11 protein-coding genes are annotated in these 13,173 nt (G+C 63.2%); 1 reads left to right on the top strand and 10 read right to left on the bottom strand.

Annotated features, from left to right (window positions below; translation table 11 throughout):
* Nucleotides 1-18: 18 nt before the first annotated feature.
* The 3 genes from lysS to Q8R61_RS14010 are packed head-to-tail and all read right to left on the bottom strand — an operon-like array spanning nt 19 to nt 2,226.
* Nucleotides 19-1,524 (bottom strand): lysine--tRNA ligase, encoded by a 1,506-nt coding sequence (gene lysS, locus Q8R61_RS14020; protein WP_305538340.1) that lies wholly within the window; start codon nt 1,522-1,524, stop codon nt 19-21.
* A gap of 22 nt (nt 1,525-1,546) precedes the next feature.
* Complete coding sequence (locus Q8R61_RS14015; protein ID WP_305538338.1) at nt 1,547-1,981, bottom strand: type II toxin-antitoxin system VapC family toxin; 435 nt, start codon at nt 1,979-1,981, stop codon at nt 1,547-1,549.
* Nucleotides 1,981-2,226: a type II toxin-antitoxin system Phd/YefM family antitoxin gene (locus Q8R61_RS14010; protein WP_305538336.1), complete on the bottom strand. Its 246-nt coding sequence runs from the start codon at nt 2,224-2,226 to the stop codon at nt 1,981-1,983. Before Q8R61_RS14010 ends, Q8R61_RS14015 begins: the two co-directional genes overlap by 1 nt.
* Before the next feature lie 73 nt (nt 2,227-2,299).
* Between Q8R61_RS14010 and recQ the strand changes: the two genes are divergently transcribed.
* Complete coding sequence (gene recQ / locus Q8R61_RS14005) at nt 2,300-4,084, top strand: DNA helicase RecQ (RefSeq protein WP_305538334.1); 1,785 nt, start codon at nt 2,300-2,302, stop codon at nt 4,082-4,084.
* Between the two features lie 15 nt (nt 4,085-4,099).
* Here recQ and prfB read toward each other — a convergent pair.
* From prfB to Q8R61_RS13970, 7 genes are all read right to left on the bottom strand, one after another.
* Nucleotides 4,100-5,204 (bottom strand): peptide chain release factor 2 gene (gene prfB, locus Q8R61_RS14000; RefSeq protein ID WP_371133650.1). Its coding sequence is split into 2 segments (ribosomal slippage): nt 4,100-5,122 and nt 5,124-5,204, totalling 1,104 coding nucleotides; the frame shifts between segments, so codons are not numbered across the junction.
* Between the two features lie 13 nt (nt 5,205-5,217).
* Nucleotides 5,218-6,501, bottom strand: coding sequence for an MgtC/SapB family protein (locus tag Q8R61_RS13995; protein ID WP_305538331.1), 1,284 nt, complete (start codon nt 6,499-6,501; stop codon nt 5,218-5,220).
* A gap of 290 nt (nt 6,502-6,791) precedes the next feature.
* Nucleotides 6,792-7,556, bottom strand: a complete 765-nt coding sequence (locus Q8R61_RS13990; RefSeq protein ID WP_305538329.1) for a hybrid sensor histidine kinase/response regulator — start codon at nt 7,554-7,556, stop codon at nt 6,792-6,794.
* On the bottom strand, nt 7,553-9,244 hold the full coding sequence (locus Q8R61_RS13985) for a diguanylate cyclase (protein WP_305538327.1): 1,692 nt from the start codon (nt 9,242-9,244) through the stop codon (nt 7,553-7,555). The genes Q8R61_RS13990 and Q8R61_RS13985 overlap by 4 nt, the downstream gene beginning before the upstream one ends.
* Nucleotides 9,234-9,623 carry a response regulator gene (locus tag Q8R61_RS13980; RefSeq protein ID WP_305538325.1) on the bottom strand — a complete coding sequence of 130 codons (390 nt, stop codon included), beginning with the start codon at nt 9,621-9,623 and terminating at the stop codon, nt 9,234-9,236. The genes Q8R61_RS13985 and Q8R61_RS13980 overlap by 11 nt, the downstream gene beginning before the upstream one ends.
* Nucleotides 9,620-13,036: a PAS domain S-box protein gene (locus Q8R61_RS13975; protein WP_305538323.1), complete on the bottom strand. Its 3,417-nt coding sequence runs from the start codon at nt 13,034-13,036 to the stop codon at nt 9,620-9,622. Before Q8R61_RS13975 ends, Q8R61_RS13980 begins: the two co-directional genes overlap by 4 nt.
* Nucleotides 12,963-13,173 (bottom strand): ATP-binding protein (locus Q8R61_RS13970; RefSeq protein WP_305538320.1); only part of this gene is annotated, 211 nt, incomplete at its 5' end. The genes Q8R61_RS13970 and Q8R61_RS13975, both read right to left, overlap by 74 nt.

Raw genomic sequence — 13,173 nt, 5'->3', positions numbered from 1 at the left:
GATTCTAGCGGAAGCGGTTTAGCCTTCCCGCCTCATCTGCGGGAAGAGGATGACATCGCGGATCGAGGGCGAATCGGTCAAGAGCATCACCAGGCGGTCGATGCCGATGCCGCAGCCGCCGGTGGGCGGCAGGCCGTGTTCCAGCGCGCGAATGAAGTCGCCGTCGTAGTGCATCGCTTCCTCGTCGCCGGCCTCTTTCTGCCGCACCTGCTCCATGAAGCGTTCGGCCTGGTCCTCGGCGTCGTTGAGCTCGGAAAAACCGTTGGCCATCTCGCGCCCGGTGATGAACAGCTCAAAGCGCTCGGTGATGTCGGGCTGGGCATCGGAACGACGCGCCAGCGGCGACACCTCGGCCGGGTAGTCGATGATGAAGGTCGGCTGGATCAAGAGCGCCTCAGTGGTTTCCTCGAAGAAGCTCAATTGCAGGCCGCCGATGCCGTCCTGCGCGCGGTACTTGGCCTTCATCGCAACGAACTGACTGATCAGCCAGTCGCGGTCGTTCAGCTGCTCGACGGTGTAGTGCGGGTGGTAATGGCGAATCGCGTCGACGATGGTCAACCGGGCAAACGGCTTGCCAAGGTCGATTTCGTGGCCTTGATACTGCACGGTAGTGGAGCCGGTGGCGGTGACTGCGGCGGCGCGAATCAGCGACTCGGTGAGGTCCATCAGGTAGCGGTATTCGCGGAAGGCCTCGTAGAACTCCATCATCGTGAACTCGGGGTTGTGCCGGGTGGATAGCCCCTCGTTGCGGAAATTGCGGTTGATCTCGAACACCTTCTCGAAGCCGCCGACGACCAGGCGCTTCAGGTATAGCTCGGGCGCGATGCGCAGGAACAGTTCCATGTCGAGCGCGTTGTGGTGCGTGGCGAAGGGCTTCGCCGCCGCGCCGCCGGGGATGGGATGCATCATCGGCGTTTCGACTTCGAGAAAGTCGCGCTCGACCATGAAGGCGCGGATGGCCTGGATGATTTTCGAGCGGCGGCGGAAGGTCTCGCGTGCGTCGTCGTTGGTGATCAGGTCGAGGTAGCGCTGGCGGTATTTCTGCTCCTGGTCGGCCAGCCCATGGAATTTTTCCGGCAGCGGGCGCAGCGCCTTCGACAGCAGACGGATCGCCTTCGCCTGGATGGTCAGCTCGCCCTTGTTGGTCTTGAACAGCGTGCCGGTCACGCCGATGAAGTCGCCCAGGTCCCAGTGCTTGAACGCATCGTGCGATTCGGTTCCGGTGAGGTCGTTCGACACGTAGATCTGGATGCGTCCGCTCATGTCCTGCAGGGTGGCGAAGCTGGCCTTGCCCATCACGCGCTTAAGCATCATGCGGCCGGCGAGCTGCACGGGGACGGCTTCGGCTTCCAGCGCTTCCTTGCTCTTGTCACCGTGCGCGGCCGCCAGCTTGCCGGCGTAGTCGTTGCGCTCGAAATCGTTGGGGAAGGCGACGCCCGCCTCGCGGATCGCGGCGAGCTTGGCGCGACGTTCGGTGATGATCTGGTTCTCGTCGAGGGCGGGGGCGGTGGTTTCGTTGTTCATGGTCAAGGGGGATAGAGTGGAGTCAATCGCCAAAGTAGACGACAGTGAGGCCAAGCGCCTCGGCAGCACGCCGCATCACGTCGTCCGCAGTGGCAAGGGTATCGATTTCAAGCGTTTGCGCGGTCGCCAGGTGCAGCGCATCGAGTGTGCGTAAAGGCAACTCGGGGAGTTTCCCCATCAGGTGAAACGCAGCAACAAAATGGAGGTCGCTAGCCGGGCAGACGGTCAAAAGACCATCCTGTACATCTGTGCTGATTTCATTGAGTGCTTCGGCTTCCTTGGCCGTGTCGAAGCGTCCTTCACGACGTTTGCGCGCGAGCGCCGAGCGCAGCTCGACCAGTGTGAGCCGGCTGATTTGCGCAGATTCGACATCGCGAAAATACGACTCAAAGGTGTCGCTGTTGCGCTCGGGCAGATAGCGTTTCAGCAGCGCGCTGGTGTCGAGATAGACCGACATCAGTCCCGGCTGTCGCGGTCTTCGCGGATGATGACTTCGCTGGGAATGTCCTGATAAGGCATGGTTGCGCGAAATGCGGCCAGCGAGCGAAAAGCTTTCTTGCGCGCTGCCACCGAAGGCGTTACTGGCAGAATCCGCGCCACCGGTTCGCCGCGGCAGACCACCAGGACTTCGTCGGCGTCGGCGAACATCTGGTCGGGGTGCGACAGGCCTTCGCGGGCCTCGCGGATCGTCAGGGTTTTCATGGGGCAGCCTCCGGCTGGCAAAACGTGACACAATTATAGCCAATGTGACACATCGCTTGCCAGACGTATTTTCATGCCCGACACCCCCTTAAACCTGCTCAACCACGTATTCGGCTACCCCGCGTTCCGCGGCGAGCAGGCGGCCATCGTCGATACGTTGGTGGAAGGCGGCGACGCGCTGGTGCTGATGCCCACCGGCGGCGGCAAGTCGCTGTGTTTCCAGATTCCCGCGCTGCTGCGCGAGGGCTGCGCGGTCGTGGTGTCGCCGCTAATCGCGCTGATGCAGGACCAGGTCGCTGCGCTGAAAGAACTGGGCATCGCTGCCGAGTTTCTGAATTCGAGCCTGGATAACACCACGGCGATGCAAGTCGAACGCGACTTCGTGGCGGGTAATTTGAAGCTGCTGTACGTGGCCCCGGAACGCCTGCTGACGCCTCGCTTCCAGTCCCTGCTCGAACAGGCCCGCATCGCGCTATTTGCCATCGACGAAGCGCACTGCGTGTCGCAATGGGGGCACGATTTCCGCCCGGAATACCTTGGCCTGTCGGCGCTGCACGAGCGCTTTCCCGACGTGCCGCGCATCGCGCTCACTGCCACTGCCGACACCGCGACGCGCGCCGAAATCCTCACCCGGCTGGACCTCGGGGCCGCGCGCGTCTTCGTCGCCAGCTTCGACCGCCCCAACATCCGTTATCGAATTTCTGAAAAATCCGAGCCGCGCCGCCAGCTGCTGGATTTTCTTGCCGAGCATAAAGGCGAAGCCGGCATCGTCTACTGCAGCACGCGCAAGAAGGTCGAGGAAACCGCCGACGCACTCAAGCAGGCCGGCCTTACCGCATTGCCCTACCACGGCGGCATGGACAACGAAACGCGCCGCCGCCATCAGGAAAAATTCCTGCGCGAGGACAGCGTCGTCATGGTCGCCACGCTCGCGTTCGGCATGGGCATCGACAAGCCCGACGTGCGCTTCGTCGCCCACCTGGATTTGCCGCGCTCGGTCGAAGGCTACTACCAGGAAACCGGCCGCGCCGGCCGCGACGGCGAGCCGGCCGAGGCGTGGATGGCGTGGGGCCTGCAGGACGTCGTTACCCAGCGCCGTTTCATCGACGAGGGCGAGGCCGAGGACACGCACAAGCGCATCGGCCACGCCAAACTCGATGCGCTGGTCGGCCTGTGCGAAGCGGCCAGCTGCCGCCGCGTCGCGCTGCTCTCCTACTTTGGCGAGGCCAGCCAGGCCTGTGGCAACTGCGACGTCTGCCTCAACCCACCCACGCTGTGGGACGGCACCGAGGCCGCGCAAAAGCTGCTCTCCACCGTCTACCGCACCGGCCAGCGTTTCGGCGCTGGTCATGTTCTCGATGTGCTGCTCGGCAAGACCACCGAAAAGATCGACCGCTTCGGCCACAACCATTTGAGCGTGTTCGGCATCGGCGCCAGCCAGACCGACAAGGTCTGGCGCGCCGTGCTGCGCCAGTTGGTGGTGCGCGGCTTACTGGAAGTCGACCACACCGCCTACGGCGCGTTGAAACTCACGGCAGCCGCAAAGCCGGTGCTGAAGGGCGAGGAGATCGTGATGCTGCGTGCGATCGAAGTGCGCCCAGCACGCAGCAAGAAGACACGGCTGGCCGTAGACCACAGCGACGAAGATCCCTTGTTCCTCTCCCTGCGCGCCTGGCGCCGCGAAACCGCCAACGAGAAGGGGGTCCCCGCCTACGTTATCCTGCACGACGCCACCCTGCGCGAAATCGCCGCGCGCCGTCCCGCCACGTTGGCGGAACTGGGCGAAATCTCGGGACTGGGAACGAAGAAGCTGGAAGCCTACGGGGAAGCCGTGCTGGCGGTGGTGGAGGAAGGCTGAGCCGCCCTCCGGACATTACACACCCTGTTTCAGACTCGCCTCGATGAACACATCGAGGTCGCCGTCCAGCACCTTCTGCGTGGCGGAGACTTCGACGTTGGTGCGCAGGTCCTTGATGCGCGAGTTGTCCAGCACGTAGGAACGGATTTGGTGACCCCAGCCCACATCGGATTTGCCGGCTTCGAGCTTGTCCTGCTCGACCTGGCGCTTGCGCAGTTCGGCCTCATACAGCTTGGACTTCAGCATCGACATCGCTTCGGCGCGGTTCTTGTGCTGCGAACGGTCGTTCTGGCACTGCACCACGATGCCGCTGGGCAGGTGGGTGAGGCGCACTGCGGAGTCGGTTTTGTTGATGTGCTGGCCGCCGGCACCGGATGCGCGGTAGGTGTCGACGCGCAGGTCGGCCGGGTTGATGTCCACCTCGATGGAATCGTCGACTTCCGGGTAAACGAACACGCTGGCGAAGCTGGTGTGGCGGCCGCCGGACGAGTCGAACGGCGATTTCCGCACCAGGCGGTGCACGCCGGTTTCGGTGCGCAGGGTGCCGTAGGCGTAGTCGCCCTCTATCTTGATCGAAGCGGACTTGATGCCGGCGACGTCGCCTTCGGATTCTTCCAGCAGCTCGGCCTTGAAGCCCTTGCGCTCGGCGTATTTCAGGTATTGCCGCAGCAGCATCGAGGCCCAGTCGCAGGCCTCGGTGCCACCGGCGCCGGCCTGGATATCGATGAAGCAGTTGTTGGGGTCGGCCGGGTTGTTGAACATGCGGCGGAATTCCAGCGTCGAGACGTGCTTTTCGATACCGGCGATGTCGGCCTGCACGGCGGCGAGCGTGTCGTCGTCGTTTTCCTCGCGCGCCATTTCGAACAGTTCGCCGGCATCCTTCAACCCCGAGGCGACCTGGTCGAGCACCAGCACCACATCTTCCAGCGACTTGCGTTCACGGCCGAGTTCCTGCGCTTTCTCGGCGTCGTTCCAGAAATTGGGGTCTTCGGCTAGGCGGGCAACTTCTTCGAGACGATCTTTCTTGTGATCGTAGTCAAAGAAACCCCCTGAGTTGGGTGGCACGCTCACCGAGGTCGGCGAGTTTGGATTCGATCTGATTGAGGCTTTCGGCTTCCATGGCGGGCTCGTGACTAGGCGGAAAAGCCGCGGATTATAGCCCAGGTCACCACCAGACCCAGACCCATGGCTCCCATGCCGGCGATGGCATGGCGCGCCATCTGCCAGCCGCCGATGCTCAGGGCGAGCACCGATTTGAAGGCCAGATTGGCCAGCGTGGCCAGCGTGATGACGTTGACCACCCCCGTCACCGACAGCGTGTCCAGGTTGTACAGACGCAGGCTGGACAGCGTGATCGCGTCGACATCGGTCAGCCCCGACACCAGCGCCACCGCATACAGCCCGCGGGTGCCGAGCCAGTCGGACAGCCAGGCCGCGGCCAGCAGCACCACGCCATACATCAGGCCAAAGCCGAGCGCCGTGCGCAGCTCGGTGGGGTTGCCCATCGCCAGCGCGGGCAGTTCTCCCTGCGGGTGCAGCCGGCGTACGCCATAGGCTGCACCGAGGCCGCCGGCGACCAGCCCGCCGGCCAGCACCGGCAGGAGTTGCGTCAGCACCCCGGGCGCCAGCACGGCTGCCAGCACGCCCAGCCGCACCAGCACCACCAGGTTGGCCAGCACGATGACGATCACCGCGACCGGGATCATCGCGCTGCTGGCGCGCGCGTGGCGGCTGAACGAGAGCGTGGTGGCGGTCGACGACACCAACCCGCCGAGCAGGCCCAGCATCACCGCGCCGCGCTGTTGCCCAACCAGCCGCAGCGCGGCGTAGCCCGCCAGCCCCACGCCGGCGATCAGCACCACCATCCACCAGATCTGATGCGGGTTGAGTGCGCCATAGGGGCCGTAGTCGCGGTTTGGCAGCAGCGGCAGGACAATCAGCGCCAGCACCGCGAACTGCAGCACCGACAGCAAATCGTGGCGGCTCATGCGCTGGCTGAAGCCGCGCAGTTCGGGTTTGAAATACAGCAGTATCGTTGCCACAATCCCCAGCATCACCGCCAGCTGGATTTCGTCGTGCCACACCAGCACGCCGAGCCCGTAGCACAGCATCAGCGCCGCCACCGTCGTCGTCCCCGGGTCGCCGTCCGGCTGCTGCGGCGCGCGCAGGTAGGCCGCGATCATCATCGCGCCCACCAGCAGCAAGCCCACCGCAACCAGCCACAACGCGTTCAATTCGGTTGCCAGGTGCGCTGCCAGCACGCCAAACAGCGCAGTCAGCGCAAAAGTGCGCAGCCCCGCCTTGGCCGCCGGGTTGCGCTCGCGTTCCAGCCCCATCAAGAGGCCGATCGCCAGCGCCACCACGTAGCGTGGCAGCGATGCGAGTTCGGCGGGCAGCCACGTAATGATTTCATCCATCGTGTTTTATCTTAGAGCAGAAGAGGCTGTGCAACATCACAGCACAGGTAGCGGACGCAGGGCTTATGAACATCGCCGATGGAGCGTTTCCCGAATAAGCATTAAACCCAAATAATCCATTAGCCCGTCAGTTTTTTCTGATGGACAATCCCAGTTAAAACAGCGTCCTATTGAAGCGGCTCAACGAACCGCCCCGCCCAGGACAGCGTATAAACACCTTATGGGTTCAAACATGGCCTGACCGTCTCAATAGCCGTCTCCGGGTACGGGTCAAGGGCCCGCCGACCGGGTCAGGCGGCGAGTGCCGCCCGCACCGCGGCGACCAGATTGCCGGCCTGATTCTGGTCACGGGCAATGACGGCATTGAAGCCCGCATGATCGGGAATGGCATCGCGCCGGCTGGTGACCAGCAGGGCGGGGATTTTCTGGTTGCGCGTCTGCGAGGCGCGCAGTGCGGCCATCATGGCAATGCCGTTGAGCTCCTTGAGTTCGCGGCCCACGATGACGAAATCGAACGGCTCATGCAGCAGCCGTTCCAGCGCGGTCAGGCCATTGTCGACCACGGTCAGTTGCAGCGGAAGCGTGGCCAGCGCCTGTTGATAAAATCCGGCCAGGGTGGCGGAGGATTCCGCGATCAGGCCGGCCTTGCGGCTTTGCAGAGACGACAGGCGCAGGGCTTCCAGATCGGCTTCGATGCCAGAATAATCCGGCGTGTCACGATGGGCCTGGTGCCTGACCTGGCGCAGCAGGTCGACGTAGGCCAGGGCGTGGGTGGTGAAGCGCGAACCGAAATCCTGCCGGGCGTCGGCTTCGCTGAGCAGATTTTCCAGCTGGTGGCAGAGGGTGGTCAGGATACTTAGGCCGTGCGTGCCCCCGGAGCCTTTCAGGCTATGGACGCCCCGGTACAATTCATTGAACGTTTCGCGATCGCCGGTTGAACGTTCCAGTTCCAGAATCAGGGTTTCGAAGCCGTTGCAACGCTCCGGCAATTCGTCGAGAAACGCCTCGCGCATGCCTGCCAGCAGCGCCTGAAAGGCTTTCATGTTCGTACTCACGGCCGATCGGCCTCCTGCAATGGATGGGGGGACGCGGTACGGATCTGATTGCGGCCGCCGCGCTTTGCCGCGTAGAGCGCCTCGTCGGCGACGACCAGCAGCTCCGCGCCGCTGAATTCCGGATACTGCGCTGTTGAAGCCAGTCCCGCCGACAGGGTGCAGGAAAAAGCCTGCCCAGAGTAGCTGAAGGCGATGGCGGCAAATCGCCGGCGGATGTCCTCCATTAACATCTGGGCATCACCGCCAGCGCATTCCGGCAAGACTGCCACGAACTCCTCTCCGCCATAGCGGCCGATGATGTCGCTCATACGCAAGCACTGGCGCAGCAACATGGCGACAGAAGAAATGACCACATCCCCCGCTGCATGACCGTAGGTGTCGTTCACCGATTTGAAGTGGTCGATGTCCAGCATCGCCACGGTGACCGGTTTGCCGTGGCGCCGCGCCTGTGTCACCGTAATTTCGAGCGCCTCCTTGATGCTCGCGTGTTTGAGCAGACCGGTCAGGCTGTCCCTGGTGATCTGCGCGTCCAGTTGACGGGCACGATCGACGCGGGCGCGCACCGCCGCGACAAGCTGGGCGTCGGAGATCGGTTTGGTGAGGAAGTCGTCGGCGCCGCGGCCCATGGCCTCGATCTGCTGGTCGAGATCGGTCTCGGCGGAGAGATAGACGATTGGCAGGCTGGCCCAACGCTCGTGCTGGCGGATGACCCCCGCCAGTTCCGGCCCCGAATAATTGGGCATGTGCAGGTCCATCAGCACCAGTTCCGGACGAAAGGCCGCGACGGTTTCGATGATGGCCTGGGGTTCGTGCAATGCCTCGGCTTCCATTCCCGCAGCGAGCAAGACCAGCCGGTAGTGCGCCGCCAGCGCCACATCGTCGTCGACGATGAGCACCCGCTGCGGCGGCGCGCGCAGCTGGTCGAGGATCTGCGTCATCCGGTTGACCAGCCGGGGTACGTCGAGGGGCTTGAGGAAATAGCCAGCAGCCCCGAGTCGCGCGACGCGTGCCCGGGACTCGAAATCGTCACAGGAAGACATGAACAACAGGGGGCACCCCAAGGCCCGCAGGATAGGCCGCAGCGCAAGCACTTCGGTGGCGTTTTCTCCCTGCTGCGGGAACAGGATGTCCATGATCAGCATGTCGGGTCGCTGCGTGTGCGCAGCGGCCTCGGCGTCGCCTATCTGCATGAAATGGCGCACCGTATAGCCGAAGGATTCGAGTTGTCGTCTGAGCTGCTCGGCCAGGCTGGCGTCATCTTCGACCAGCCAGATTTGGACGGTTTCGTCTGACGTCAGACTGTCCCGGGCGGACAGGATCGCGGGTGCCTGGGGCGGCGAGACCTTGTTCAGCGTCTCGCCGAGCGCGGCCACCTCCGCGGCAAGCGACTGCCATGCCTGGGCCTCCACCTCATCCAGTGATCCCGCTAGCCATTGCTTGGACTGCTGCTCCAGCGTACGTGTCCGCGCGCTCAAAGCCGTAAAACCGAAGGTGCCGCCGGAACCGGCGAGCTTGTGCAGGCGGTGGTGCAATTCATCCAGCCGCGCGCGGTCCGACTCGGCGCCCCCGAAGCCAGCGGCCAGCGCCGTCAGCGCCGCCAGTTCGGCAGGCAGGCGCGCCTGGTAATCCTCGCGCAAGCGCGCCAGTTGCTCGGCAACCGCCTCGGCCGTGGGCTTGTCAGCTGCCATGATGCCCTTCCCAAATGGCGCGCACCTGGCTGGCGAGCGTCATCGGATCGAAGGGCTTGGGGATCACATCGCGTGCGCCCAACGATTTGAAATGCGCCACTTCCGCCGGTTGCACCTTGGCGGTCATGAAGGCCACCGGCACAACGGCCATCGACGGAAGTTCGCGCAGGGCCTTCAGCGTACTGGGCCCGTCCATGCCCGGCATCATGACGTCGAGCAGGATCAGGTCCGGTGCAAACGCCACCACCTCGCGCAAGGCTTCCTCGCCGGAAGAACAGATCTTCACCGTGAAGCCGCCCACCATTTCCAGGGCGAGCCTGGCCACTGCCTGAATGTCGGGCTCGTCCTCCACATAAAAAACGCGCTGCAATGTGCTCATGAATCGTTTCCTTTGCTTGAAGCGGGTTGAATACGGGTGTTGAGGGCGTTCAGCAACTGGCGCGGTGAAACCTGGGACTTGAGTAGCACCGCTTCCACCTTGAGCGCTTCGACCTCCGTCATGTCGCTGCCGGACAGGATCACCACCCGGGCCTCCGGCTGGTGCGCGCGGATCTCCGGCAACAGGTCCCAGCCGGAGCCGTCCGGCAGCGTCAGGTCGAGGATCACCACGTCGAAGCGCTCCAGCGCTACCCGAGCCCGGGCTTCCGCCAGGGTGGTTGCGGTCTCGAAATCGAAGCGCCTGCCGATCATGGCGCGAATCACCTGATGCAGGTCGCTGTCATCCTCCACGTGTAGCACACGCGGGTGCTGCTGATCCGCCGCGGACACCAGACGATCGACTATCCCCAGCAATCGCGATTCGTCGAAGGGTTTGGCCAGCCAGTCGATGTCGGAAAAATCACTGTTGATGGCCAATCGTCCCTCTTCCATCTTGGCCGAGACCACGACAATGGGCAGGTCTGCCGTTTCCGACTGCTGACGCAGCTGGCGGATGATCGCCAGGCCACTGATGTCAGGCAGCATCAGGTCCAGGGTCACGGCGGCATAGCGTGACCGTTTGATGGCGTCCAGCGCAGCGGCGCCGCTGGCTGCGATGTCCACCATGTAACCGGCACGCCTGAGCATCAGGCTCAACAGGCGGGCGACATCGGGCTCATCCTCGACCACCAGGATGCGCGGGGCATCGGGCGGGAGGGGCGCGGTGACCGGATGCGAAGTCTGCGCATTCCAGATCGGCAGCTCGAAAAAGAAGCGGGCACCTTCGCCTTCCACCGACTCGAAGCCGATGCGCCCGCCCATTCGCTCGACCAGCTCGCGGGTGATGGCCAGACCCAGGCCGGTGCCGCCTTTTTTCCGGGTGTCCGAAGAGTCGGCCTGGGCGAATTTCTGGAAGATGCGATCGCTAAATGCCTTCGGAACGCCGGAGCCATGATCGCGCACGCTCACACACACGGTTGGCGCCACGCAGTCGACCGAGACCTCCACCACGCCGCCATCGGGAGAGAACTTGACGGCGTTGGACAGCAGATTGGACAGCACCTGCATCAGTCTCTGGCTGTCCACCCGCACTTCGACATCGGGGACCTCGCCGCTCAAGGCCAGTGCCACCCGGCGCTCGGCGCCGTAGGCACGGTTCGCTTCCAGCGCCTGGGAGATGAGCGGCCGCAGTGCCTGCGGCTGCATGTCGAAATGCAGCTTGCCGGCGGCGATCTTCTCCATGTCCAGCAAGTCGTTGATGAGGTGGGTCAGGCGCTGGCTATTCTTGTGCGCGATGGCGATCATCTCCCGCGCCTGGGCGGGCACCTCGCCGAGCGCGCCGCCGGTGATCAGTCCCAGTGCGCCGGAGATCGAGGTCAGCGGAGTGCGCAGTTCATGGCTGACGGTGGAGACAAACTCGCTCTTCATGCGATCGGCTCGCTTGCGCTCGGTGATGTCACGCACCATGCCGACGTACATGGGTCGGCCATGGCGGGTGATTTCGGATATTGCCAGTTCCATCGGGAACAGGGTGCCATCCTTGCGCTGGCCTTCCACCTCGCGGCCAATGCCGATGATGCGTGCCACCCCGGTGGCCTGGTAATTGCGCAAATAGCTGTCATGTGCGTCGCGGTGAGGGTTGGGCGCCAGCATCTTCACGTTCTGGCCCAGCATTTCAGTGCTGGCGTAGCCGAAGATACGCTCGGCTGCCGGATTGAAGGAGTCGATGACGCCGCGCTCGTCGATAGTAATAAGGCCGTCGACCATGTGGTCGAGTATGGCCTGGGTATGCAGTGACTGCTCGCGCAATGCCGTTTCGGCCTGCTTGCGCTCGGTGATGTCGTAAAACCACCCCAGCACCGCCGCACCGCCCTGGTACTGAAGGGGGAGATAGGAAGCGAGTGCCCATTTGGTGCCTACACCGGGAATGGCTAGTTCGACCAGCCGGTCGAAGATCTGCTCTCCCCGGCCCAGCCGAAGCAGAATATCTGCATATTCTTCCGGGTGGGCGTAATACGTTGTGGGGTCGACGCCGCTGATTTTTCCGGAATCGGCATTGAGCAGTTCCGCATAACGGCGATTGGAAAAAATGACATCGTGCCCGCCCGCTCTAGCGATACGTGCGGCCGTGGGGCACGTTTCCAGCATGTAGCGGAAGCGCTGCTCGCTTTCTTGTATTTCCAGCTCGGATGCCTTGCGCTCGGTGATGTCGCGCACGATGGCGACGAAGCGTGCCGCCTCGTGCGCCGGCGCAATGTATTGCAGAAAGATTTCCACCGGCAGGCGCTGACCGTTCTTGTGCTGATGAATGGTCTCGAAGGTGCGCGAGACCTGCTCCCCGGCAAGCAGTGGTGCAATCAGCTCACGAAATTGTGCTTCGTTGATGTCCGGCTTGATGTCATAGGGATGCATGGCAAGCAGTTCATCCTGTGTGTAACCGACCTGTCGCAATGCACCCTCGTTGAAGTAGAAGAAACGCAGTGTGGCGGCATCGAACATGAACACGCAATCAAGCGTTCGATCAAGTGTGGATTTGAATTGGTCAAGTTCTGCGGTTCGCTCCTTGACCTGCCGCTCCAGCCCATCCTGCGCTTCCCGCAGTTGCGCCTCGCTCTGCCGGCGGCGGGCGATTTCCATTTGCATGCCAGTGTGCTGCCGGTGCGCGTGACGGATGACAATCATGGCAATCAACAGGGCCAGCATGGCCTGGGCGACCGCCATTGCGGTCATGAGGCGCTGGGCTCGCTGCTGTTCCTTTTCGCTCTCAGCCAATATCGCTGCATTGGATTTTTCGAAAAACGCCAGAATCCGATCTGTCTGCGCCATCACCCGCTCCTGTATGGGCACGGATGATTCGAACATGATTTGCTTGGCGCGAGCGTTGTCGCCGGCAAGCGCGGCTTCCAGGACTGAAGCCAGAATGGGCGTCCCCATGCTGGTGAGCGTGCGCAACTCCTGGAGCAGAACCACTTCATCCTGATGGCTGGCCCTGCTCTCGATCGCGTTTCTAGCCACCATGAACCGGCTGGCCAGCAGGCCGAATTCCTGGATGTACGCGTCCTGCAGGAAGGGGTCATCGGAGATCACGATGAGGCCAAGACGAATGAATCGTTCCCTGACCGCGTTGCGCATGCGGTGCACCTGGTCGGTCTTGATCTCTTGCTGTCTGAGCAGCTCGGCTTTCTCGTTCAACGAGCGGACCTGATCCAGACCAAGCAGAGCAACGCCAGTCATCAACACGATGATCAGCACAAATGCCAGGGCCAGATAGGGGGTACTGGTGCCGAATGCCTGCACGCGACTAAACATGGCTCGTTCCTGATTCGGTTTCCGCTTGAAGAGGTAGTTCGAAGAAGAAACTGGCACCGCTTCCATCTACCGACTCGAAGCCGATCCGGCCGCCCATGCGTTCCAGCAGCTCCCGGGTAATCGCCAGTCCCAGCCCGGTGCCGCCTTTCTGGCGCGCGTCCGAGGAGTCGGCCTGGGAGAACTTGTTGAAGATGCGGTCGCGG

This window comes from Thiobacillus sp., assembly GCF_030696885.1.
GTDB lineage: Bacteria > Pseudomonadota > Gammaproteobacteria > Burkholderiales > Thiobacillaceae > Thiobacillus.
Note: the sequence above shows the minus strand (reverse complement) of the source record. Positions and strands in the feature narration are given on the sequence as shown.

Excerpts from the sequence above, each read along its gene's own strand:
- lysS (WP_305538340.1), bottom strand. The coding sequence starts at position 1,524 with ATGAACAACGAAACCACCGCCCCCGCCCTCGACGAGAACCAGATCATC.
- Q8R61_RS14015 (WP_305538338.1), bottom strand. The coding sequence starts at position 1,981 with ATGTCGGTCTATCTCGACACCAGCGCGCTGCTGAAACGCTATCTGCCC.
- Q8R61_RS14010 (WP_305538336.1), bottom strand. The coding sequence starts at position 2,226 with ATGAAAACCCTGACGATCCGCGAGGCCCGCGAAGGCCTGTCGCACCCC.
- recQ (WP_305538334.1), top strand. The coding sequence starts at position 2,300 with ATGCCCGACACCCCCTTAAACCTGCTCAACCACGTATTCGGCTACCCC.
- Q8R61_RS13995 (WP_305538331.1), bottom strand. The coding sequence starts at position 6,501 with ATGGATGAAATCATTACGTGGCTGCCCGCCGAACTCGCATCGCTGCCA.
- Q8R61_RS13985 (WP_305538327.1), bottom strand. The coding sequence starts at position 9,244 with ATGGCAGCTGACAAGCCCACGGCCGAGGCGGTTGCCGAGCAACTGGCG.
- Q8R61_RS13980 (WP_305538325.1), bottom strand. The coding sequence starts at position 9,623 with ATGAGCACATTGCAGCGCGTTTTTTATGTGGAGGACGAGCCCGACATT.
- Q8R61_RS13975 (WP_305538323.1), bottom strand. The coding sequence starts at position 13,036 with ATGGAAGCGGTGCCAGTTTCTTCTTCGAACTACCTCTTCAAGCGGAAA.